Genomic DNA, 22,098 nt, shown 5'->3' with positions numbered 1-22,098 from the left:
GGCAGGCATGGCGCTCGTCGTCCCGGACGTCCTCGAGGAGAGCTGCACGACTCGGCAGGCCCTGGAACGGCTGGCGTCGAAATGGCGGGTGCTGCTGGTCTACGCGCTGCTCGCCGGTCCGCAACGCCACACCGACCTGCGGCGACGGGTGGCCGGCATCTCGCAGAAGATGCTGACGGAGACGCTGCGGGACATGGAGTCGGACGGTCTCGTGGAGCGGCGGGTCCTGAAGGAACGGCCGCCCCAGCACGTGGAGTACGCGCTGACCGAGCTCGGCAAGACCCTCGAGGCGCCTCTTGCCGCGATCTGTTCCTGGGCGGCTTCTCACCCCCGTACCGGAGCAGGCTCCTGATCGGACAGCACCGTGCGGCGCAGCGCCGCCACCGCCTCCCGACCGGCCCGGTTGGCGCCGACCGTCGACTGTGACGGACCGAAACCGATCAGGTGGATCCTCGGGTCGGCCACCGTCTGGGTGCCGCGCATCGGGATGCCGCCGAGCGGTCCGCGCAGGCCGAGCGGCTCCAGATGGGCGAGTGCGGCGCGGAAACCCGTCGCCCAGAGGATCACGTCGACCTCGGTGATCGTGCCGTCCGCCTCGACGACGCCGCCGGGCGCCAGCGCCGTGAACATCGGGCGCCGCACCAGCACGCCACGATCCCGGGCCGCCGTGGCATAGCTCGTCCACCCCAGGCCCGTGTACGAGACGACGCTCCGTGCGGGCAGGCCCGCCTCAACATCGGCGATCACCTTGGCGATCGTGGAGCGGCCCTCCTGCTCGGGCCGGAACTCGTCGATGAAGACCGGTTCGCGGCGGGTGTACCAGAAGGTGGTGGCGGTTCGCGAGATCTCCTCCAGCAACTGCACCGCGGAGATGCCGCCGCCGACGACGGCCACCCGCTGCCCGCGGAACTCATCGGCGGAGACGTAGTCGCGGGTGTGCAGTTGCCGCCCCGAGAAATGTCCTGGAATATCGGGAATAAGCGGATTATTCCAGGTGCCGGTCGCGTTGATCACTGCCCGGGTCAGCCACTCCCCATGATCGGTGACCACCAGCAGCTCACCGCGCCCTGCCAAGTCACCGCGCCCGCCCGGATCAACGCCGCCAGCCACGTCGCCCCGACCGGCCGGATCACCGTCGCCGGCGTCCCGCACACTTTCCACCCGGACCGGCCGCATGATCGGCAGCGCCATTTCCTGCTCATAAGTCCGGAAATATCGGGATACGGCATCCCGGCTCGGCTCCTCCGGATCGATCGTCGGCAACGCCATCCCCGGCAGGTCGAAGATCCCGTTGACGGTCGCCATCCGCAACGACTCCCACCGATGCTGCCAGGCGCCACCCGGCCGCTCATTGGCGTCGAACATCACGAACGGGATCTCCCGGCGCTGCAGGTGATACCCCGCCGACAGCCCTGCCTGACCGGAACCGATCACCACGACATCAGTCCGCCGAACCATGACCAATCCCCCCGGCCCCCGCGATGCTTGCTGCGTCAAACAAATCATACGCCGGGGCCGGGAGGAATCCGATCAGGTGCGGAAGGGACCCGTCACGCAGTAGGTGATGCCGCCGGACGACGAACCGGACGTGCCGCGCTGCGACGAGAAGTAGAGCCGGTTACCGGCCGGGGTGAAGGCCGGCCCGGTCAGCTCCGACGACCCCTGCCCGATGACCCGCAGGAACACCGAGATCTCGTCGTCCGGCGTGATCAGGCAGATCTCCATGTTCCCGCCGTCCTCGGCGACGTAGAGATCCCCGGACGCCGTCCCGGTCACGTTGTCGACGCCGGTCAGCGGCGCGGAGCCGGGGCTGACCAGGTTGTCGTCGTAGGCCAGCTCGTACGTGCTGGTCAGCAGATTCACCTGCCACACCCGGTTGTCGCCCTTGGTGGTGAACCAGACGGTGTCGCCCGCGTAGTGGCAGCCCTCACCGCCGTTGAACGACTTCGACCCGGACACCTGGTAGCGCGTCTGCGTCGGCGAGCCGTCCACGTCCGGCACGTTCCGCCAGGTGAACGACCCGGAGGTGGCGGTCCCGGCGATGAGGACCTGCAGCGTCCCGGCCGAGAGATCACCCCAGATCGACGGTACGAACCGATAGAACCGCCCGTCGGTCTCATCCTCGGTCAGGTAGATCACCTTCCGGGCCGGGTCGGCCGCCGCCGCCTCGTGCTTGAATCGGCCCATCGCCGGCCGGACGACCGCCGCGCCACCGAGCGGGTACGTCTCCCAGACCCGGCCGCGCGTCACCTCCTCGCAGGACAGCCAGGTGTTCCACGGGGTCTTCCCGCCCGCGCAGTTCTGGTCGGTGCCGGACAGGATCCGCGACGCGCCGGTGACGGTGCCGCTGCTGTCGAAGAGGATCCGGGACGCGCCGCCGCCCGCCGACGACGACACCTCCGAGTTCGACACGTAGATCCACCCCGAGCCGTTCGGGATGACGGCGCCGCCGTCGGGGGCGTCGTGCCAGGCGTACGACGTGCCGGGCACCACCTGCCGGGACCGGGCGATCACCTTGCTGGTGAACCCGGCCGGCAGCTGGATCCCGTTGGCGTCGGCGGCCTGCAGGGCGCCGTACGGGCCGGTGGCGTTCTGCGCGGGCGCGGCGTAGGCGGCCGACCACGCGGTGAAGGGCAGGGCCAGACCTCCCGCGCCCGCCATCGTGGCGCGCAGCAGTGATCTCCGGTCCATTCGTCCTCCTGGATGCGATGCGGTGTGGGCATCCAGAAAGCCGGTCCATGCTGTCCGCCGGGTGTCGTCCGCCGAAAGTATCGACGAACTTAGATAACAAACCTGTGAGGTCGCTGGCATCCGGGCTTCGGCCGGTTTTCGGTCCCGCATGGTCTCCTGGGTTCACCAGGACGGGCGTCAGGGAGGTTCCCCCGACGTGACCGGGCGTCCGTCCTGCTTCCATCACCGAACTCACTGCTCGCCGAGACCGGATCGGGATCGGCGCCACCCGATAGTCGAATGATGCGACTGCTGGTGGTGGAGGACGAAGAGGACCTGGCCGAAGGGCTCCGGGTCGGTCTGTCGCGCTCCGGTTATGCGGTCGACGTGGCCGGGAGCGCGGCCGAGGCGTGCGAGATGCTGTCGGTGAACGCCTACGACCTGATGCTGCTCGACGTCAATCTGCCGGACGGCGACGGGTTCACCCTGTGCCGGGCCGTGCGCAACGGCGAGGTGGGGACGGCCGGCGACGGCGAGGTGCGGGTGCTGATGCTGACCGCCCGGGGCACGCTCGACGACCGGGTGCGTGGGCTCGACGGCGGCGCCGACGACTACCTGGTCAAGCCGTTCCACCTCCGGGAGCTGGAGGCGCGGATCCGGGCACTGCTGCGCCGCGACGTGAGTGGGACCACGGCGTCACTGACCGTCGGCGACCTGCGGCTGGACACGGCCCGGCAGACGGTCACGAGGGACGGCCGGCCGCTGGCGCTCACGCCGAAGGAGTTCGGCGTCCTGCGTTACCTGATGACCCGGCCCGGGCACGTGGTGTCCAGCGAGGAGCTGCTCGAACACGTCTGGGACGCCCACGCGGATCCTTTCACCCAGACCGTCCGGGTGACCGTCGGCACCCTGCGCCGTAAGCTCGGGCAGGGGTCGATCGCGACCTTCGTCGGCCGGGGATACCGCCTCGCCGGGATCGCGGCATGAGATTCCGGTCGATCCGCTTCAGGCTCACCGTCGTCTATTCGACGCTGCTTTTCGCGATCGCCGGCCTGACGCTGGCCGTGACGTACTTCGCTGTCGAGCGCACCACGTCGCCGCAGCCGATCACCGAGCGGACCGCCGAGGTCTACAACGACGACAAGCAGCTGGTCGGCACCATGACGGTCGCCGACGTCAGCCAGATCGAGGCCGCGGTCAACTACAACACCCTGCAGAACCTGCGGCGCTACTCGCTGATCGCGCTGCCCGCCCTGTTCGCCGCGAGCTTCGGCATCGGCTGGGTGCTCTCCGGGCGGGTGCTGCGGCCGGTCGGCGCGATCGCCCGCACCGCACGCGACATCCAGGCCACCGACCTGACCCGGCGGATCCGGCTGGCCGGGCCCCGCGACGAGCTGCGCGACCTCGCCGACACCATCGACTCCATGCTGGACCGGCTCGACGAGGCATTCCGGGCCCAGCGCCGGCTGATCGACGACGCCTCCCACGAGCTGCGCAGCCCTCTGTCCATCATCAGAACCCACCTGGACGCGACGCTGACCGTCCCGGACGCCACACCGGAGGAACGCGGCCGCGCCGTCGCCGTCGTCGACCGCGCCACCACCCGGATGTCCCGCCTGGTCGAGGACCTCCTGGCCACCGCGCGCCGGGACGCCTCGTCGATCCCGGAGGCCGACGTCGATCTCAGCGCGGTCGCCCGCGAGGCAGGCGACGACGCGGTGCCGTCCCGGCCGGTGTCGCTGCGCTACGACCTGTCCCCCGGCCTGCACCTGACAGGCGACGCGGACGCCCTGCGGCGGGCGGTCGGCAACCTGCTCTCCAACGCCGTCCGCCTGGCGCCCGCCGGCTCCACCGTCACCGTCGCCACCGGCCGCACCGGAGCCTGGCTCTGGACCTCCGTGACCGACCAGGGCCCCGGCATCACCGCCACCGACCTGCCCCGGGTCTTCGACCGTTTCTGGCGAGGCCCCGACCCCACCGGGACCGAGCGCCGCACCGGGCTCGGCCTGGCCATCGTGCGCCAGATCGTGGAATCCCACGGCGGGCACGTGGCCGCCTTCTCCGAGCCGGGCGAAGGAAGCGTCTTCGTCCTCTGGCTACCGGACCCCGACCGGACCGACGACGAACCACCACCCGACGACCCACCGAGCCGCCCTCACTGACCGCGCGAGCCACCCGGCGGCCGGCCCAGCGAACCCGCCAGATGATCGACGACGAAGCGGGCGTCAGCCTCGATGCCGTGGATGAAGGTCGACCGGCGGTGGCGCAGCACCGGCAGACCGAGCGCGTAGAGGCCGGGTGAGTCGACGACGCCACCCTCGTGGCGCAGCCTCCCCTTCTCGTCGACGACCGGTACGTCCAGCCAGCGGTAGTCGGGGCGGAACCCGGTCGCCCAGACGATCGTGCTGATCTCGCCGCCGCGCAGGTCGATCTTGAGACGGGAGGTCGAGGGCACCCGCGTGGGCTCGAAACCCTCCGGAGGCGTGGTGATGCCCGCCCACGCGTCGAACCCCGCCAGCAGGCGTTTCATCTTCAGGTCGGCGAGTGAGCAGACGTTGCGTAGCCCGCCGGAGAACAGCGCTTCCCCGTCCCGCACCATCGCGAGCCGGCCGACGAGTTCGACGCCGAGGCCGGTGAGCGCGTTGAGGTCGAGGGTGCCGTGTTCCGGGTCGCCGACCAGCTGCGGTGACGGCAGTCGGCGGGCGCGGGTGAGGTCGTCGACCTCGTCGTACCGCTGCGCCCAGACACCGGACGCGTCCATCCACCAGAGCACGTCACGGTCCCGGTAGGTCCGGGGCAGGCGCACGTGTTCCCCCACCGACAGCGTCACCTGCCGGCCGGATCGCTGGAGTTCGGCGGCGATCTGCACGCCCGTCGCCGAGGCTCCGACGACCAGGACCCCGCCGTGCGGCAACGCGGCGGGATCCCGGTAGTCGAACGGCGTCACCTGCAGCACCGGGGAGGGCACGTCGAAGGCCGGGACCACCGGTACGTTGCAGGCGCCGCTGGCGATCACCACCGTCCGGGCCTGGAAAGCGCCGTCGTCCGAGGTGACCCGGTAACCATCGTCGGTCCGGCGTACCGAAGTGACCTCGGTGTTGATCTGAATCGGCGCGCCGGAACCGCAATCGGCGATGAAGGACGCGACCTCGCCCGCCGTCATGTAACCGTCCGGATCCGGGCCGGTGTAGGCCCGGCCGGGCAGGCGGGTCAGCCAGTTCGGCGTGAGCAGGCGCAGCGAATCCCACCGCTCACGCCGCCACGAGTTGGCGACCTCGCCACGTTCCAGCACCACATGATCGATCCCCTGGGCGCGGAGGAAGTGACTGGCCGCCAGACCCGCGTGCCCGGCGCCGATGACGAGCGCGTCGAGGTGCGGGCTCAAGCGACCTCGACCGTCACACTCGTCGGGTTGGTCAGCGCGTCGTAGACGGCCGAGCGCTTCTGCGACTGCGCGACCAGCGCCTCGATCTCCTCCGGCGTCGCATCGGCGTCGATGGTGAAGGTCACTTTCACATCGTTGAAGCCATTTCGTACGTCGGAGTCAGCGCCGAGAATGCCCCGGATGTCGTGGTTGCCCTCGACCGTGGAGGTGACCGAGCGCAGCTGGATGCCACGGTTCTGCGCGACCGAGGCGACGCCGGCGGTGAGGCAGCCCGCGAGGCCGACCAGCAGGTACTCGATCGGGGTGATGCCGTTGTCCTCGGCCGCGAACACCTCCGGGTGATCGGCCGAGAAGGTCGACGCGCTCTTGTGCGCCTGGTCCTGGCCGAGTCCGAAAAAGTTCGAGATGGTGGTGGTGCTGGCGACGCCCTTCTCCCACTTGGAGGTGGCCTTCCAGGTGAACTGGGCGGCCTCCGGGGCACCCTTGAGCGCCTCGCGTGCGTCGAGCAGCGCCTGGACGTTGACGCCGTTATCGGTGGTGGTCATGGCTGGCATCCTTCCGCTCATCAGGTGCTTCTACAACACCCATCGGGATGCTAGACAATGATCATGGCGTTGGCCTAGCGTTGCAGGCCTATGACAAGTGTCGGTGTCGTCGAGACGCGGTTCCTGGACCTGCCGGAACCGCTGCCGCTCGACTGCGGCCGCTCGTTGCCGCAGGTGCGTGTCGCCTATGAGACATACGGGACCCTCGCCCCCTCCCGGGACAACGTGATCCTGGTGTGCCACGCGCTCAGCGGCGACGCCCATGCCGCCGGGATCTCGGAGAAGGCCGCCAGCGCCCGCGACGACCTGGAGGTCGCGGGCCTCGGCTGGTGGGACGGGATGATCGGGCCGGGCAAGGCGTTCGACACCGACCGGTTCTTCGTGGTCTCGACGAACCTGCTGGGCGGGTGTGCGGGGACGACCGGGCCGTCGTCGCTCTTCCAGGGCGAATTCTACGGACCTGACTTTCCGGTCATCACCGTCGCCGATATGGTCCGTTGCCAGCGCGCCTTCCTCGACGCGCTCGGCATCGAACGGCTCGCGGCGGTGGCCGGCGGCTCGCTCGGCGGGATGCAGGCCCTGGAGTGGGCGGTGTCCTATCCGGATCAGGTCGACGCGATCGTGGTGATCGCCTCGACGCACGCGCTGCAGCCGCAGGGCGTGGCGTGGAACGCGATCGCCCGCGAGTCGATCCTGCGCGACCCGGACTGGCAGGGCGGCCGGTACTACGGGACGGGTCGCTCGCCGGACGCCGGCATGGGCGTGGCGCGGATGGTCGGGCACATCACCTACCTGTCCGCCGCCGGTCTCGAGGAGAAGTTCGGGCGCCGGTTCCAGGACGGCCTGCACTACACGTTCACCGAGCCGGAGTTCGAGGTGGAGAGCTACCTGCGGCATCAGGCGGCCTCCTTCGTGCGGCGGTTCGACGCCAACACGTACCTGTATCTCTCGCGGGCGCTCACCTATTTCGACCTCGACCTCGCGTCGCTCGGCGTCGTCGAGGCGCGCACCTTGTTGATCTCGTTCAGTTCGGACTGGCTCTATCCCCCGTCGGGTTCCCACGAGATCGCTCGGGCGCTGAGCGAATGCGGCAAGCCGGTGGAGAATCACGTCATCGACGCCCCCTACGGCCACGACTGCTTCCTTCTCGAAGAGGCCAGGCAGATCCCGATCGTCCGGAGATTCCTTCATGAAGGCTGAAGAGCCACACGAGTTCGGCTTCGAGACCCGCCAGCTGCACGCCGGCCAGCGCCCCGACCCGAACACCGGCGCCCGCGCGGTGCCGATCTTCCAGACCACCAGCTACGTGTTCGAGGACCCGGAGTCCGCGGCGGCCTACTTCAACCTCCAGGAGTACGGCAACACCTACTCCCGGATCATGAACCCGACCACCGCGGTGTTCGAGGAGCGGGTCGCGAACCTGGAGGGCGGCAGTGGCGCGGTGGCGTTCGCCAGCGGGATCGCCGCGCAGGCCGCCGCGCTGTTCACCCTCCTCGAACCGGGCGATCACGTGGTGGCGTCGAGCGCCCTCTACGGCGGGACGGTCAACCAGCTCAAGCACCTGCTCCGCAAGATGAACGTGGATCTGAGCTGGGTCGATCCGGACGATCCGCAAGCATGGCGCAAGGCGGTCAAGGAGAACACGAAGGCGTTCTTCGGCGAGACCATCGGCAACCCGGGCGGGAACGTCCTGGACCTCGAGACCCTGGCCGGGATCGCGCACGAGAACCGGCTGCCGCTGATCGTGGACAACACGTTCGCGACGCCGTACCTGTGCCGGCCGATCGAGTGGGGCGCCGACATCGTGGTGCACTCGGCGACGAAGTTCATCGGCGGGCACGGCACCAGCATCGGCGGCGTGGTCGTCGAGGCCGGCACGTTCGACTGGTCCAACGGACGGTTCCCGGTCGTGGCGGACCCGTCCCCGGCATACCACGGGTTGAAGTTCCACGAGACGTTCGGGACGTACGGCTACCTGATGAAGCTGCGGGCCGAGACGCTGCGCGACCTCGGTGCCGCGCTGTCGCCGTTCAACGCGTTCCTGTTCCTGCAGGGCCTCGAGACGCTGTCGCTGCGGATGGAACGGCACGTGACGAACGCCCGGCAGATCGCCGCCTTCCTGAACCAGCACCCGCTGGCCTCGAACGTCACCTACCCGAGCGGCCCGCTGGCCGACAAGTACCTGCCGCTCGGCCCGGGCGCGGTCTTCTCCTTCGAGGTCGCGGGCGGACGCCGGGGCGGGCAGGATCTGATCCGCGGCGTCCGGCTCTGGTCGCACCTGGCGAACGTCGGCGACGCGAAGAGCCTGATCATCCACCCGGCCAGCACGACGCACCGCCAGCTCAGCGACGACGAGCTGCGGGCCGCGGGCGTCGGGCCCGGGACGGTCCGGTTGTCCGTCGGCACCGAGTCCGTGCAGGATCTGATCTGGGATCTGGAGCAGGCGTTCCGGGAGGTGGCATCGTGAGTTCCTACCAGGATCCGCTCACCATCCAGCGGGTCCTCACCACCACGAGGACGATCGCGATCGTCGGCCTGTCCGGCAACGAGCTGCGGGCGAGCTACTTCGTCGGCTACTACCTCAAGCGGCACGGCTACCGGGTCATCCCGGTCAACCCGCGGGAGTCGTCGATTCTGGGCGAGGTGTCCTATCCGTCGCTGGCCGACGTACCGGTGAAGATCGATCTGGTGAACGTCTTCCGCGCGCCGGACGCCCTGCCACAGATCGCCCGGGACGCGGTGGCGGTGCGGGCGGGAGCGCTCTGGACCCAGTTCGGCGTGATCAACCAGGAGGGGCAGGACATCGCCTCGGCGGCCGGCCTCACCGTGATCGTCGACCGCTGCCTCAAGGTGGAACACGCCCGCTACGTCGGCCGGATGCACTGGCTCGGCTTCAACACCCAGCGGATCACCTCCGTACGAGGAGGTCTGCAATGACCAGGGCTACGAGGAACTCTCCAGAGCGCGATAGAGCGCCCGCGGATCCGGGCCCGCGGGTAGTCGCGTGCCGCCGCCCGCCGCGCACGACTGCAGGAAGTAGGCGACCAGCCGGTCCGCCGCCTCGGCCAGCGCCGGCACGCCCGGGCGCGCCACTCCCCCGGCGGCCAGCATGATCAGCGGCAGGTCGTGCGGCGAGAAGTCGGGGCGCAGCACCTTCGCGTCCTTCGCCCGCCGGACCAGCCGGACGAATTCGCGCAGGCCACGCTGGCGTTCCGCCTCCAACGCCTCGACCTCGGGGAACATCCGGGTGAGAACCTCGCCGAATCCACGATCACGCTGCGGGACGGCACAGACCCAGGTGATGAAGTCACCGAACGCCGTCCACGGATCGGGGTCTCCGGCGGCTCGCGCGGCGCGGTCCGCATAGCCGGTCATCGCGTCGCCGAACGTCGCCGCGAGCAGGTCTCCCCGGGTCGGGAAATTGCGGATCAGGGTTGCGATCCCCACTCCAGCCCTCCGGGCGACTGCGGCCATCGGTACGTCGATGCCGAGTTCACCGAACACCTCCGCAGCGGCAGCGAGCACCCGCTGCCGGTTGCGAGCGGCGTCGGCGCGCAGCTTTGACTCGCTCATCACATTCCTTTGCCGTCATCGGGACTCAAGTGGAAGCTATCTTCCAGTTAGCTTACCTTCCCTCCTGGAGGCTCCCCGTGAGTGTCGAGATCGGCATCGCATCCCTCTCCGACCGGCAGCCCTGCACCGTCGACGGCCGCCCGACGACCGAGGCCGGCCGCACCGCCGAGATCATCGAACTCGGCGTGCAGGCCGACCGCGCCGGGCTCGATCTCATCGGCGTCGGCGAGCACCACAGCCGCGACTTCGCCGTCTCGTCGCCCGCGCCGATCCTCGCCGCGATCGCCGCCCGTACCGGCCGGATTCGCCTGACCAGCGCCGTGACGGTCCTGTCCGTGCACGACCCGATCCGGGTGCACCAGGACTTCGCCACCCTGGATGTGATCAGCGGCGGCCGTGCCGAGATCACCGTGGGCCGCAGCGCCTACCCGGAGCCGTTCGCCCTGTTCGGCGTGGACATCAACCGGTACGAGGAGATCTTCGCGGCGAAGCTGGAGTCGCTCCTGCGCCTGCGATCCGGCAGCCCGGAGACGGTTCCGCACCCCGTCCAGGACCCGCTGCCGCTGTGGATCGGCGCGGGCGGCTCACCGGCAAGCGTGGCGCGGGCCGGCGCGCTGGGCCTGCCCTTGATCCTCGGCTACCTCGGTGGATCACCGGACCACCTGCGCCGCCTCACCGACCTCTACCGCGCCACCGGTGAGCAGGCCGGCCACGGCGACCGCCTGCGGGTCGGCGTCGCGGCACACTACTTCGGCGCCGCCTCCGAGCACGAGGCGGCCGCCACCTATCCGCACTATCACGACTTCCTGCGGCCCAAGTCCCCCGGCGGCGGCGGTTTCGTCGTCTCCGAGCAGGCCTTCACCGAGGGCCGCACCCTCGACCGCCCTCTGATGATCGGCACGTCCGAGCAGGTCACCGAGAAGCTCCTGCACCTCCACCAGGCCATCGGCTACGACCGCCTGCAACTGCTGGCGGATTGGGGCGGCCTCCCGCAGTCCCAGGTCCACGACTCCGTGCACCGCCTGGCCGGCGAGATCGCCCCGGCCCTGCGTGAGTCCGCCGACTGAGTCAGCGGCGGGCTCCGGCGGCGCGTGCGGCTATCCGCGGGACCGCCGGCAAGCGGGCACGGCGTCCCAGGGAACGAGGCGGGAGCCGAAGAAGCGACCCGCCACCAGGGTGAACGGCAGCGGTCAACGGGGAGCGCCGCCGGCCGGAGCGGGCGGCACGGATATCGGCCGGTCCGGCCCCGCGGGCGGGAAAGGCCCCCAGCGGGGACCGCCGCCGGGAGGGTCGGCCGGCGGTGGCGTCGCACCGTAGGCCAGCACGAACGCGGCCAGCAGCACCAGCACGCCGGACACGCCGGCGAACCAGCTGGCCAGCTCCACGCCCTGCGCGCCGAAGAGCCACGCCGCGGCCGCCAGCGCCGCCGCCGCGAACCCGCCTGCTTCGAGGATCACCCAGCCACCCGAGCCCATCACTCCATCATCGACCCCGGAGTCAAGTTCGCCGGGAGCGGGCCCAGAATGTCCCGGTGACGGCACCTCATCTCGACACGGTCCTGCTGGATCTCGACGGCACCCTCGTCGACTCGGCGGACGGCATCCTCGGATCGCTCAGGGCGGCCCTGGCCGAACGCGGCCTGCCCGAACCCGCCGCCGGCCTGGGTCGGGAGCTGCTCGGACCGCCGATGTACGTGACCCTGCCTCCGCTCTTCGGCGCGGACGAGGCTGCGGCGATCGTCGGCGTGTACCGCCGGATCTACGCCGAGTCGGGCTGGCTGCGGAGCACCCCGTACGAGGGAATCGACGCCATGCTGCGCGAACTCGTGGCCCGCGGCTTGCGCATCGCCGTGGCCACCAGCAAACAGGAGGCGGCGGCCCGGCTGATCGTGGAGAAGCAGGGCTGGGCCGGGCTCATCGAGGACGTCTGCGGCGACACCCCGGACGCGGCCCGGCCCACGAAGGAGTCGGTGATCGGCGAAGCGCTCTCCCGCCTGGGCAGCACGCATGCGGTGATGGTCGGCGACCGCAGGTACGACGTGGCCGGCGCGCACCGGAACGGCCTCGGCTGCATCGGCGCCGGGTGGGGGTACGCCGAGCCGGGAGAACTCATCGACGCCGGCGCCTCGGCGGTCTGCGCGACCCCCGCGGATCTCGTCCGGCATCTGGGCCTGCCGCCCGTGTCACTTGACTAGCCGCCACCGTCACCTGCGTATTACCCTGCGCTACGGGAGAAATACTGATTAGACGACTGTCTATGTCGGGGGCGATATGCCGGATGCTGTCGGTCGCGAAGTCTCGAATCCGCTGAGCAATTCTCAACCTGACATCGGGCCTGAAGCCGCCGGGCCGTTATCCGGCACAGGCGGGCGAGGCTCTCGTCACGGTGAAAATGGCTCACTCCGCGTGCTGGTCACCGGCGGCACGGGAACCCTCGGCGAGGCCGTCGTCCTCGCATTCGCCAAGGCCGGGCACCACACCTTCTTCCAATATTTCCGGAACGACACCGCCGCCGCGCGCCTGACCGAGACGCTCGGCGCGACCGGATTCAAGATCGATTTCTCGGGTGATTTCTCGCTGCCGGTCAGCGACTTCGACATTCTGATCAATTGCGCCGGCATCAACGTCTCGGAGGACGAGACGCACGCCGTCGACATCGCCGCGTGGGACCGGATGCTGCGCGTCAACGTGACGGTCCCCTTTCTGCTGTCCCAGCTGGTGCTCCCCGGCATGCTGCGCCGCGGCTGGGGACGCATCGTCAACATCGGGTCCATCTACAGCCTGCGCGGCGCCACCCGCCGAGCGCCCTATGTGGCCTCGAAGCACGCCCTGAGCGGCCTCACCAAAACCCTCGCGCTGGAATCCGCGAACACCGGCGTGACCTGCAACGAGATCCGCCCCAGCGCCGTCGATTCGCAAATGATCAATCGGATTGCGAAAATCAGATCAGAGCTGCGGGGTACGACCGTAGAGGACGTGCTCGCCGAATACCGCTCGATGAATCCCTTCGGGCGGATGGCGACCGCCGCGGAGGTGGCGTCGACGGTGCTGTTCCTGGCCGGTCCCGAGGCGGGATTCATCAACGGCGCCTCCATTCCCGTCGACGGCGGGCAGATCGTCTGATGACGCCCGACCTCCGCCCGCGGATCCAGTTCGGCATCTGGAGCGACAGCCCGGTGGCCGCCGAAGCGCTCCAGGAACGCCTCACCGAGCACGGGCAGCAGGCGGTGATCACCAACGGCGACCGGGACACCCTGATCGAATGCGTCGTGGCGCTGACCCGCGACCGGCCCGGCACCGGCCAGCAGGCCATGCTGACCAGTCTCGCGAACCGGGCGACCATCATGATCGCCGTCGAGACGGCGGCCCACTCCGGCGGCGGCTGGCCGCGCGACGTCAGCCTGAGCTGGACCGGGCAGAACAGCGACCTCACGACGCTGGCAGCCGACCTGATGAACCTGGTCCGCCCGACCGGGCTGGTGTTCAGCCGGCTGCCGGCGCTGCTCCCCACCGACTCCCAGCCGCGAGCCGACAGTCGCGAACAGCTGCTCGAACAGCTGCGCGGCCGGGTCCGTCCCCGCGTCGTGCCGGTCTCCCGGGCGCTCTTCGACGACCTCAGCGGACCGGGCAAGGCAGTGAGCACCCTCGACTACGACCTGCGCCGGCTGGCCCGGTGGACCGGTCATGAACGCAGCCGGTCCTTCGTCAAGCTGCGGCTCGCCCGCCCCGAGGACCTCACCGTCTCCCGGACCAAGCCGCTCTCGCTCGACGACGTGATGAGCGACCCGCAGACCAGGCCGCTGGTGATGCTGCTCGGCGAGCCGCGGTCCGGCAAGAGCGTGCAGCTGCGCTACTACGACGCCCACGCCGCGATGCGCCACATCGAACGGCAGCCGGACGGCCCGGCCGTACCGCTGACCTTCTTCGTCGCCCTCGCCGACCAGCCGGCCCGGCCCACCATCTCCCTCGACTGGCTGCGGCAACGCTGGAGCGCCGCCGTCGACGTGGATCGGGTCTGGGGTTTCGACCAGTTCCTCGACGACGGCGGGACCGTCCTGCTCGACGGCCTCAACGAGGGCGGCCTGCGCGGCCTGGAGCCGGAACAGTGGATGTCGCAGTGGCGCGACGTGATCCAGGAGCTCTACGAGCGCGGGGCGGGAAAGGTCGTCGCCACCTGCCGTACCCGGGACCAGGCGATCACCATGCGGGTCCGGGACAAGGCGCCGACCTCGGTCACGATCCTCCCCCTCTCCCGGGAGGAGATCATCGCCATCGCGACCGAGCACGACGTGGCGATGGCCCGGCGGCTCGCCGTCGCGCTGGAACGGGACCCGCTGCTCGTCGAGTTGTACTCCAGCCCGGTCCGCCTGCACGCCTACCTCGAATCCGGCGCGTCCTGGGTGGCGACCACCAGCACCCGCCTGTTCGGGGCCGAGCTGTCGGCCGCGATCGTGCGCGAATGGGAGCAGGACAACCACCACGCCCGGCTCATCCCCGGCGCCCTGGCCGGCGCCCTGGAGACGAGCGCCCGCTCCAACCAGGACCCGTGGCCGACGCTCGGCACGATCCCGCTCATCCGGGCGCTCGGCCAGCTCGCGAAGCACCTGTCGCTCCCGGTGTCGCCGGCCGGGAAGGCCCCGCTCACCATGTCGCCGGGCGACGCCGGCGCATTCCTGGCCCGCGCGATCCACCGCCTCGACAACAGCCAGGTACGACCGCAGGACGCCCTGGAGACCGCGAAGGACCTGGACATCCTCCGGCTCGAAGGCGGGAAGATCCGGTTCGTCCACCCGGCCATGCAGCACCTGTTCGCCGCGATCGGCTGCACGACCGAGGAGCTCGTCCAGCTCGCGTTCGCCGAGCAGGAGCGGTCACAGCCCGCCGTCGGCGCCCCGCCGAGCTTCGCCCATCACCGGTACGACGAGCTGTTCCAGTTCGCCGCCCAGCTGACCGGTGTGGAGGTTCCCGACGCCCTGCTCGCCGTCGACCCGGTCCTCGCCGCCCGGGTCTTCATCACGATCCGGGGCGAGGCGGCCACCGAGACCGTCCGCCAGCGCATCATCACCAGCCTGCGGGACCTGCTCGACACGGTCTTCGTCCCGGCCACCCGTGCCGGGATACTCGCCGCCCTCGGCGATCTCGGCTGGACGCTGCCGTCCGTGGGTGAAGGTGGCCAGGGCGCCACGATGTTCGTACCGGCGAAGGAATGGCAGCTCGGCAAACGCCACGATCCGAACTCCACGCACAGCGAACGGCGGACCGTCGCCCTCGGCGGCTTCCGGCTCTCCCGCTTCCCCGTCACGAACGCCGAATACGCCGCCTTCATCAAAGACGGCGGCTACGAGGACAAGAGCCTGTGGCCGTTCGAAGGCTGGATCTGGCGCACCCGACAGCGCGCCCGCGAACGCTTCGTCGCCGCCTGGCGCCAACGCCAGGTGCGCCTGCGGCAGGATCACCCCGCCAAGACCATTCATTTGCTTCGTACGAGGGCAGCGACGCCGGCCGAGGCTGCCGCCCTCGTCCGGTTCGTCACCATGAGTGAAAGCGAGATGTACGAGTACGCGCGTGCCCTGGAAGAACAACCGCTCGCGGCGCCGGCGTTCTGGCACAAGAAGGCCCTGCGCAACCCGCTGCAACCGGTGGTCGGCGTCTCCTGGTTCGAGGCGAACGCGTTCTGCGCCTGGCTGGGCCGGCGGCTGGGCGCGGTCGTCCGGCTGCCCAGCGAGGACGAGTGGGAAGCCGCCTGCCTGCACTCCTGGGACCTGACCGGCACCGAGCAGATCGGCGAGCCGGAACAGCCCGGCTTCGGCAACACCGCCGACCTGAACTGGCCGGCCACCACGCCGATCGGCGCCTTCGCCACCCGCACCCAGGCACGCCGCTACCTGGCCGTCGAGATGCGCGGAAACATCTTCGAGTGGGTGTTCGACTACTACGCGGCGGGCGACCACGGTCGAAGGATTCTCAAGGGCGGCTCCTGGCTGCACGAAAGCTGGCGTGCGCATCCGGCGTATCGTGGCCGTGGGGATGTCGAAGCACAGAACGAGGACGTCGGATTCAGATACGTCATCACGGAGGGCCCGACATGAGCGATTCCCACAACGCCGGTGCCGGTCGGGGCAGCGCGCCCACATCAGGCAGCGCGTCCCCTCCAGGCAGCGCGTCCCCTCCAAGAGCTACGCTCCGTTCAAGCGGCGCACCCACTCCGGGCAGCGCGCGATGAGCGACGAGGCGGCGCAGGGCAAGCCTCGTGATGACCGCATGCGCGGCGGCCCGGTCGATGTGGACGACCCGATCGGCGAGATCATCCTGCTGGCCGACGATCCCGACTCCGACGACGACGAGATCCTGCGCCGCCTCGAAGCCCTGGGCGCCAGACTCACCCCCGACGACATCTTCACCGTGCTCGTCCGTCAGGACACTCCAGACGTCCTGGGCTGACCCCCGTGAGGGTTTTTCCTCCACAGAGCCGTCATAACTGATCACGCTGTGCTTTCGTTGACGCCATAGCGACAACATTGCGTAACGTTCCGCCCCGCCAGAACGCCGCGCGCGTATCCTGTCGCCTTCACCATGCGTAGTCAGCGGAGGGTCACGTGCACGATGGGGTGGGCTGCCGCAAGCGACTGCGGCGGCTGGTTCCGGACAACCGGCCTGCGCTCTGGCTCCCGCTCGACGACGGCCTGATCTCCGGACCCGAAGATCACCTGCGTGACATCCGAGCACTGCTGCACCGCGACATTCTCGAACACGTCACCGCCGTGCTCGGCTTCCGCGGCGCGATCGCCGCCGCCGAACGCGAACTCGCCGACACCCCTGTCGTGATGAACCTGAGCGCCAGCACCACGATGGCCGAGCACACCCACAAGGCCGCCGTCGGCTCGGTACGCGACGCCGTCTTCATGGGCGCCGACGCCATCGCCTGCCACGTCAACATGACGTCACCGTTCGAGGCGGACCAGCTGGAGATGCTCGGCCGGCGCATCGAGGACGCCCAGCCCCTCGGCATCCCCGTCGTCGCGTTCGCCTACCCCCGTGGCCGCCGCCCGGACGGCACCGACGAGAACTACACCGATCTCCGCCGCGAAGAACCGGAAGAGTTCGCCACCCTGGTCCGGCACTGCGTCCGCGTAGCCGTCGAACTCGGCGCCTCAGTCGTCAAGACGATCTACACCGGCTCGGAGCAGACCTTCCGCACCGTCGTCGACTCCGCGATGGGCGTCCCGATCCTGATCGCCGGTGAGAAGCTCGCCGACGAGGAGGAAGCGATCGAGAAGGCCCGCCAGGCCGTACTCGCCGGCGCCCACGGCGTCGCCTACGGACGGCAGATCTTCGCCCGGCCCGACCCCCTCCCCTTCCTGCGTAAGCTCCGCAGCGCCCTGGACGATCAGTGGCCGGGGGCGGGCCACCTGCCACCCTCAGCCGGGCACGCCACCACGATCAACGAGGTTCCCAGCGCAATCCTGTCGCCGAACCCGGGCCCGGCGTCGAATCCGAACTCCCGCTGGTGACCCGGTCCAGCCGGCCGTCTGCATGACGGATCCACGACCGCCCGTAGGAGTCGACGATGGCGACGGCCACAGCACCGGCCTTGCCCTCCCGATCGGCGGAGAGCAGCAGCCCGCGCGTCTCACCGGGTCCGAGGCCCAGCACTTCGGACCTCTCGTCCTTGCCGGCGTCCTCTCTGATGATCGCCTGAACGGTTACGGCGACGTCGTTGCTGTTGCGCACCAGAGCCTTACGCGGGTTCACCCACCAGAGCGTCACCCGTGCCGCTCCACTGCGCTCGGTCTCGTCCAGCTGCCGGCGACGATCCCCACCCGACCGGTAGTAGGTGACCGCTGCCAGCCCCAGCGACGAGCCGGTCAGCAGCGAACCCACCCACGACGGGACGTTCCCCCAGTCCAGCCCAAGCCACCCGGTCGGCATGCCCGAATGATAGGACCCTCAGCCACGCGCGCCACCGACCCGCTCCTCCTTCCCCTTCGCCGTCGCAGGTAGCCCGTCCGACAGCAGAACAGCCAGGCCGGTGAACCCGGTCGTCCACCAGAACGCGGCTCCGACGCCGACCGCGGCGGCAGCAGCAGCGGCAGCAGCAGCGGCAGCAGCACCGGCACCGGCAGCACCGAGAACGCTCAGGTAGACCGCGACCCGCGACACCTCCAGACCACCAACTCCTCCCCGCGACCGCACAGCGGCCACAATGCGAAACCGTCAGCGGCACCAGCCCCGCACCGAGCCACACCGAGCCACACTGAGCCGAGCAGCACTGAGCCGAGCAGCACTGAGCCGAGCCGAGCAGCACTGAGCCGAGCCGAGCAGCACCGAGCAGCACCAGAATCCAAGCCCATCCGCCCCGAACGGACGGCCACCATGCGCATCGCCGAGCCCGCAGACCCGCCGCCGCCGATGTGGCTGCTGCTCAGCGCTTCGGCAACGCCACACTGTGGAAGGCAATCGTCGCCGTGTGCCCGCCGAGTTGATCTCATTCACGTTTGACGCGGCCGTCACCATGGGCAACGTCGAGACAGGACCGCCCGATCGCCGGCCGACAGCATCGCCGGCCGGGCCGTCGGTAGGGAGAGGACCGCGGTGGACGTCCAGGACTATGTAGCGGCGATCGTCTTCGGCGCACTGATCGGCATCGCGGCACGGGCCGTGCTCCCGGGTAGGCAGAACATCGGCGTCATCCCGACCGTACTGATCGGCATGGGCGCCGCGCTCGCAGGAACCTGGGCGTCCGACCGCTGGAACGTCCACAGCGACCTGCACTTCACCGTGACGGGCCGAACCTTCGACTGGGCGGTGATCGGCGTCCAGATCGGCATAGCCGTAGTGGGTGTCGCGATCGCAGCACTGCTGGTGAAGGCCTTCTCCACCGATCGCGTTCGCGACTGATCACCGCCCGCCCTGCCGTTCCGCGGCCCCGACCGTGGATGCCCGCTCCCCCACTGCCGCTCAGTCGAAGTCGTAGACGACCGTCGGGATATCGCGGTCCGACAAGTGCGTCACGACCATCGGCTCGACGCGGTCCCACTTGCCGCCGGCCAGACCACAGCCGATCCGGGGCATGTGGACGCTCGCCCGCAAATCCTCCGCATGCACCGCCAGCTTCGCCAGCCCGGAGTCGATCGCCTCGTAGCGGACCGGCACGCCGGCGCTCCGGCTCGTGCGGATTCCCCGCTGACCGACCATGTTGGCCACCCAGGTATCCGCGAGGACCTGCACCAGCTGAACCGCGCCCAGCCCGAAGTCGTTGCCGGCGCGCTCCCGGTGCCACTGACGGAAAGCCCGCTCCGGCTCCGGCCAGCGACGTGAGATCGCCACGACGAAGCCCGCGCCCCATCCCCCGATGTCGTTGCAGACGTGGGCGATGATCTTCGGTCCGGACGCCTGCGGGCTGGTCGCGTCGCCCTTGATGACTCTCAGCGGCACCATTCGATGATCGTTTCACGGTGGTCCCCCACTGTCGCTCGAGTTTCGGCCGTGCGGGCTGCGGCCCGGCGCGGATTTCGCGGTCGGAAAGGAGTCAACCAGCCGGCGCATGACAGCAGCCGAACGAACGCTGTTAGGCCCGTGTCATGCCGACTTCGCAATGATGGGGCCACTCATGACGGAGGCAGCCGGCCGACGACCCGAGCCATAAGGCGGATGACCAGATGAACAGGACCAACGGCACTGCGCATCAGAAGACCGCCGCGCGATTCTTGACTCAGGCGCCCACCAGCCGCCGAGCAGGGAAGATGAAGCGGATGGCCAGCGAGCCACCAGACCCACCGTCGTCAAGACGGACCCGTCGCGGCCGGTGGGCGCTCACCCGTAGCTCAGATGGAAGTCCCGGAGGCGAGACGACCCGGCGACGGTCCGGCGCAGGCGAAGCTCGCGCGGGACCATCTGACGCCGGATGACACCGTTGAAGGAGGCAGTCATGACGACGGTTCTCGACCAGCAACGCGATCTGGTCACGGTGCGCGCCGGGCGGCGCGACATCGGGGCATTCCGCTCGCAGCCTGACCGCACGGTCTACGTGCCCGCGATCGATGCGACGGCGGTGGCGATCGCGGCACTGGGAACGGTGGCCGCGGTTTCCATCGCGACCGCTGTGGCTCTGCATCCACGCCGGGCGATCGGGACCGTGACCATGGGACCCGGCGGCTGGATCAGCATCAAGCAGACGCGCAGGCCACGCCTCCGCGCCGCTCGTTCGTCACCGCGTCCCTGGTGGGCACACATCCTCCGAGCACGCCGCCTCGTCGTGGAGAGCTGACCCTGACAGCCGTGCCGGCGACGAGTGGCCGGGTGGGTGCGCCGGCCCCTGAGGCTCGCTGTTCCATTCACGAGGCCTGATCCGCTCGCCTGCGAGTCAGATGCGTCCCTGTTACGTTGATCAAGACATGGAGGTCACCGAGGAACTGACGACACAGCCGCCCGGCGTGCAGGCGCTGCTCGACCGCGCCCGGACCGGCATGCTGCGGTTGCATCCACGTGAGGCGGTGGAGGCCACGGCACGGGGCGCTCTGCTGATCGACACCCGGACCGACGTCCAGCGACGTGAGCAGGGCGATCTTCCCGGAGGGCTCGTCATCGATCGCACGGTTCTCGAGTGGCGCCTCGATCCGGAGTCGCCGTTTCGGATTCCGGAGGCCACCGGGTACGACCTCCTGGTGATCGTGGTCTGCAGGCAGGGGTACAGCTCCAGCCTCGCCGCGGCCAGTCTCCGCGAGCTGGGTCTGCACCGCGCGACCGACATGATCGGCGGGATGGAGGCGTGGCTCACCGCGGGGCTGCCGACACATTCCGGCCCGGTCGACATCCGCCGCTGATCGAAGCGAGCCGGCCTATCCATCCGGCCGCCTCGGGACGACATCACTTCAGCGGAAGACAATTAAGAGGCCGTGCTCTTCCTCCCCGTCGCCCTCGCATTCCAGCGAGACGTAGACATGCCGATCGGCGTGACTATCCCTGGTGACCTCGGGAATCGGGGTCCTTCGTCACCTCGCACAGCCCGGGAATCTGCACGCCGCCACTGTAGCCGCGTAGGCTGCCGACCATGATCTGGAGCCAGCGACTCGGAACCGTCGGCGTATGGCGTTCAGGCCGTGATCTCGATGGAGGTCTGGCCAGGGCGATTCAGGATCTCGGGTACGGGACTCTGTGGCTGGGCGGTTCTCCCAGCTCCGACCTGCGCCAAGCCGAGGAGCTGCTGGACGCCACGTCGTCGCTGCAGATCGCGACGGGGATCGTGAACATCTGGTCGTCGGAGGCCGCTGAGCTCGCCGATTCGTGGCACCGGATCGAGGCGAAGCACCCGGGGCGGCTGCTGCTGGGCATCGGCTCCGGCCACCGGGAGGCGGATCCGGATCGGGTACGGCCGGTGGACGCCATGGCCCGCTACCTGGACGTCCTCGACGACCGTGGCGTGCCGGCCGAGGCGCGCATCCTGTCGGCGCTGGGCCCGCGCATGCTCGCGATGGCGGCCGGACGCAGTGCGGGCACTCATCCTTATCTGACGATTCCGGCGCAGTCCGCGGAGGCGCGGCAGGTGCTCGGAGAGGGTGCGTTGATCGCCCCGGAGCAGACGGTGGTGCTCGACACCGATGCCGAGGCGGCGCGGATCAAGGCCCGGAAGTTCCTGCGGTTGTACCTCCAGTTGTCGAACTACACCACGTCGATGCTGCGGGGAGGCTTCACCGAGGCGGACATCGCCGGTGAGGGCAGCGACGACCTGATCGACCGGATCGTCGTCCACGGTGACGCGGCGGCGCTGGCCGCAGCGGTCCGGGCCCATCTCGACGCCGGCGCCGACCACGTCTGCGTCCAGGTCCAGCCGGCCCGCAGCGACATCATCGCCACGCTGCGAGCACTCGCCGCCGAGCTGGACCTCAGCGCCGAGCAGAGCGGCAGCTGAAGAGCCGGGCAGAACAGC

25 protein-coding genes are annotated in these 22,098 nt (G+C 69.8%); 16 read left to right on the top strand and 9 right to left on the bottom strand.

Features of this window, described 5'->3' with window-relative positions:
- Positions 1–7: 7 nt before the first annotated feature.
- The gene (locus tag EP757_RS30150) at positions 8–352 is read left to right on the top strand and encodes a helix-turn-helix domain-containing protein (RefSeq protein WP_127551747.1); all 345 of its coding nucleotides are present in this window, start codon (positions 8–10) and stop codon (positions 350–352) included.
- Here EP757_RS30150 and EP757_RS30145 read toward each other — a convergent pair.
- Together EP757_RS30145 and EP757_RS30140 are read right to left on the bottom strand one after the other, a co-directional pair.
- Entirely contained in the window at positions 325–1,458 is a 1,134-nt protein-coding gene (locus tag EP757_RS30145; RefSeq protein WP_127551745.1) for an NAD(P)/FAD-dependent oxidoreductase, read from the bottom strand. The two genes, EP757_RS30150 and EP757_RS30145, sit on opposite strands and share 28 nt — an antisense overlap.
- 72 nt (positions 1,459–1,530) lie before the next feature.
- Positions 1,531–2,691: an alkaline phosphatase PhoX gene (locus EP757_RS30140; protein ID WP_127551743.1), complete on the bottom strand. Its 1,161-nt coding sequence runs from the start codon at positions 2,689–2,691 to the stop codon at positions 1,531–1,533.
- A 282-nt stretch (positions 2,692–2,973) separates the two neighbouring features.
- Here EP757_RS30140 and EP757_RS30135 point away from each other — a divergent pair, with 282 nt between their 5' ends.
- Positions 2,974–3,657 carry a response regulator transcription factor gene (locus EP757_RS30135; protein WP_127551741.1) on the top strand — a complete coding sequence of 228 codons (684 nt, stop codon included), beginning with the start codon at positions 2,974–2,976 and terminating at the stop codon, positions 3,655–3,657.
- Complete coding sequence (locus EP757_RS30130) at positions 3,654–4,832, top strand: cell wall metabolism sensor histidine kinase WalK (protein ID WP_127551739.1); 1,179 nt, start codon at positions 3,654–3,656, stop codon at positions 4,830–4,832. Before EP757_RS30135 ends, EP757_RS30130 begins: the two co-directional genes overlap by 4 nt.
- Here the strand turns inward: EP757_RS30130 and EP757_RS30125 are convergent.
- Positions 4,826–6,055, bottom strand: coding sequence for an NAD(P)-binding domain-containing protein (locus tag EP757_RS30125; RefSeq protein ID WP_127551737.1), 1,230 nt, complete (start codon positions 6,053–6,055; stop codon positions 4,826–4,828). The two genes, EP757_RS30130 and EP757_RS30125, sit on opposite strands and share 7 nt — an antisense overlap.
- The gene (locus EP757_RS30120; protein WP_127551735.1) at positions 6,052–6,600 is read right to left on the bottom strand and encodes an OsmC family protein; all 549 of its coding nucleotides are present in this window, start codon (positions 6,598–6,600) and stop codon (positions 6,052–6,054) included. Before EP757_RS30120 ends, EP757_RS30125 begins: the two co-directional genes overlap by 4 nt.
- A gap of 90 nt (positions 6,601–6,690) precedes the next feature.
- On the opposite strand from EP757_RS30120, the gene EP757_RS30115 reads away from it, so the two are divergent.
- Genes EP757_RS30115 through EP757_RS30105 form a run of 3 tightly spaced genes read left to right on the top strand, consistent with a single transcriptional unit; the run spans position 6,691 to position 9,537 of the window.
- Positions 6,691–7,800: a homoserine O-acetyltransferase gene (locus tag EP757_RS30115; protein ID WP_127551732.1), complete on the top strand. Its 1,110-nt coding sequence runs from the start codon at positions 6,691–6,693 to the stop codon at positions 7,798–7,800.
- Positions 7,790–9,067 (top strand): O-acetylhomoserine aminocarboxypropyltransferase/cysteine synthase family protein, encoded by a 1,278-nt coding sequence (locus tag EP757_RS30110; RefSeq protein WP_127551730.1) that lies wholly within the window; start codon positions 7,790–7,792, stop codon positions 9,065–9,067. Before EP757_RS30115 ends, EP757_RS30110 begins: the two co-directional genes overlap by 11 nt.
- Entirely contained in the window at positions 9,064–9,537 is a 474-nt protein-coding gene (locus EP757_RS30105) for a CoA-binding protein (protein ID WP_127551728.1), read from the top strand. Before EP757_RS30110 ends, EP757_RS30105 begins: the two co-directional genes overlap by 4 nt.
- A gap of 6 nt (positions 9,538–9,543) precedes the next feature.
- Here EP757_RS30105 and EP757_RS30100 read toward each other — a convergent pair whose 3' ends face one another.
- A complete protein-coding gene (locus EP757_RS30100; protein ID WP_127551726.1) occupies positions 9,544–10,173 on the bottom strand; it encodes a TetR/AcrR family transcriptional regulator in 630 nt (209 codons plus the stop codon).
- 77 nt (positions 10,174–10,250) lie between these two features.
- Between EP757_RS30100 and EP757_RS30095 the strand changes: the two genes are divergently transcribed.
- Positions 10,251–11,240, top strand: a complete 990-nt coding sequence (locus EP757_RS30095) for an LLM class flavin-dependent oxidoreductase (RefSeq protein ID WP_127551724.1) — start codon at positions 10,251–10,253, stop codon at positions 11,238–11,240.
- 123 nt (positions 11,241–11,363) lie between these two features.
- Here EP757_RS30095 and EP757_RS30090 read toward each other — a convergent pair whose 3' ends face one another.
- Entirely contained in the window at positions 11,364–11,648 is a 285-nt protein-coding gene (locus tag EP757_RS30090; protein ID WP_127551722.1) for a hypothetical protein, read from the bottom strand.
- Between the two features lie 56 nt (positions 11,649–11,704).
- Between EP757_RS30090 and EP757_RS30085 the strand changes: the two genes are divergently transcribed.
- From EP757_RS30085 to EP757_RS30065, 5 genes are all read left to right on the top strand, one after another.
- The gene (locus EP757_RS30085; protein ID WP_127551721.1) at positions 11,705–12,367 is read left to right on the top strand and encodes an HAD hydrolase-like protein; all 663 of its coding nucleotides are present in this window, start codon (positions 11,705–11,707) and stop codon (positions 12,365–12,367) included.
- Positions 12,368–12,578: 211 nt separating this feature from the next.
- Positions 12,579–13,295: an SDR family NAD(P)-dependent oxidoreductase gene (locus EP757_RS30080; RefSeq protein WP_160165919.1), complete on the top strand. Its 717-nt coding sequence runs from the start codon at positions 12,579–12,581 to the stop codon at positions 13,293–13,295.
- Positions 13,295–16,261: an SUMF1/EgtB/PvdO family nonheme iron enzyme gene (locus EP757_RS30075; protein ID WP_127551717.1), complete on the top strand. Its 2,967-nt coding sequence runs from the start codon at positions 13,295–13,297 to the stop codon at positions 16,259–16,261. The genes EP757_RS30080 and EP757_RS30075 overlap by 1 nt, the downstream gene beginning before the upstream one ends.
- A 130-nt stretch (positions 16,262–16,391) precedes the next feature.
- The gene (locus EP757_RS30070; RefSeq protein WP_127551715.1) at positions 16,392–16,613 is read left to right on the top strand and encodes a hypothetical protein; all 222 of its coding nucleotides are present in this window, start codon (positions 16,392–16,394) and stop codon (positions 16,611–16,613) included.
- Between the two features lie 155 nt (positions 16,614–16,768).
- Positions 16,769–17,683, top strand: a complete 915-nt coding sequence (locus EP757_RS30065; RefSeq protein ID WP_127551713.1) for a class I fructose-bisphosphate aldolase — start codon at positions 16,769–16,771, stop codon at positions 17,681–17,683.
- On the opposite strand, the gene EP757_RS30060 is transcribed toward EP757_RS30065, so the two are convergent.
- Together EP757_RS30060 and EP757_RS30055 are read right to left on the bottom strand one after the other, a co-directional pair.
- On the bottom strand, positions 17,613–18,101 hold the full coding sequence (locus EP757_RS30060; protein ID WP_127551711.1) for a hypothetical protein: 489 nt from the start codon (positions 18,099–18,101) through the stop codon (positions 17,613–17,615). The genes EP757_RS30065 and EP757_RS30060 overlap by 71 nt on opposite strands.
- An 18-nt stretch (positions 18,102–18,119) precedes the next feature.
- The gene (locus tag EP757_RS30055) at positions 18,120–18,365 is read right to left on the bottom strand and encodes a hypothetical protein (protein ID WP_127551700.1); all 246 of its coding nucleotides are present in this window, start codon (positions 18,363–18,365) and stop codon (positions 18,120–18,122) included.
- 399 nt (positions 18,366–18,764) lie between these two features.
- Here EP757_RS30055 and EP757_RS30050 point away from each other — a divergent pair, with 399 nt between their 5' ends.
- Positions 18,765–19,070 (top strand): GlsB/YeaQ/YmgE family stress response membrane protein, encoded by a 306-nt coding sequence (locus EP757_RS30050; protein WP_127551698.1) that lies wholly within the window; start codon positions 18,765–18,767, stop codon positions 19,068–19,070.
- A gap of 60 nt (positions 19,071–19,130) precedes the next feature.
- Here the strand turns inward: EP757_RS30050 and EP757_RS30045 are convergent, their stop codons facing one another.
- Positions 19,131–19,610, bottom strand: a complete 480-nt coding sequence (locus EP757_RS30045) for a macro domain-containing protein (protein ID WP_127551696.1) — start codon at positions 19,608–19,610, stop codon at positions 19,131–19,133.
- A gap of 490 nt (positions 19,611–20,100) precedes the next feature.
- Between EP757_RS30045 and EP757_RS30040 the strand changes: the two genes are divergently transcribed.
- The 3 genes from EP757_RS30040 to EP757_RS30030 all read left to right on the top strand — a co-directional run bounded on the left by EP757_RS30040 (position 20,101) and on the right by EP757_RS30030 (position 22,080).
- The gene (locus tag EP757_RS30040) at positions 20,101–20,439 is read left to right on the top strand and encodes a hypothetical protein (protein ID WP_127551694.1); all 339 of its coding nucleotides are present in this window, start codon (positions 20,101–20,103) and stop codon (positions 20,437–20,439) included.
- Between the two features lie 127 nt (positions 20,440–20,566).
- Positions 20,567–20,995 (top strand): rhodanese-like domain-containing protein, encoded by a 429-nt coding sequence (locus EP757_RS30035; RefSeq protein ID WP_127551692.1) that lies wholly within the window; start codon positions 20,567–20,569, stop codon positions 20,993–20,995.
- 227 nt (positions 20,996–21,222) lie between these two features.
- Positions 21,223–22,080 carry an LLM class F420-dependent oxidoreductase gene (locus EP757_RS30030; protein ID WP_127551690.1) on the top strand — a complete coding sequence of 286 codons (858 nt, stop codon included), beginning with the start codon at positions 21,223–21,225 and terminating at the stop codon, positions 22,078–22,080.
- The last annotated feature ends 18 nt before the right edge of the window (positions 22,081–22,098 follow it).

This window comes from Actinoplanes sp. OR16 (assembly GCF_004001265.1).
Lineage (GTDB): Bacteria > Actinomycetota > Actinomycetes > Mycobacteriales > Micromonosporaceae > Actinoplanes.
The sequence above is the reverse complement of the archived record's forward strand: the minus strand, read 5'-3'. Positions and strand labels throughout refer to the sequence as shown.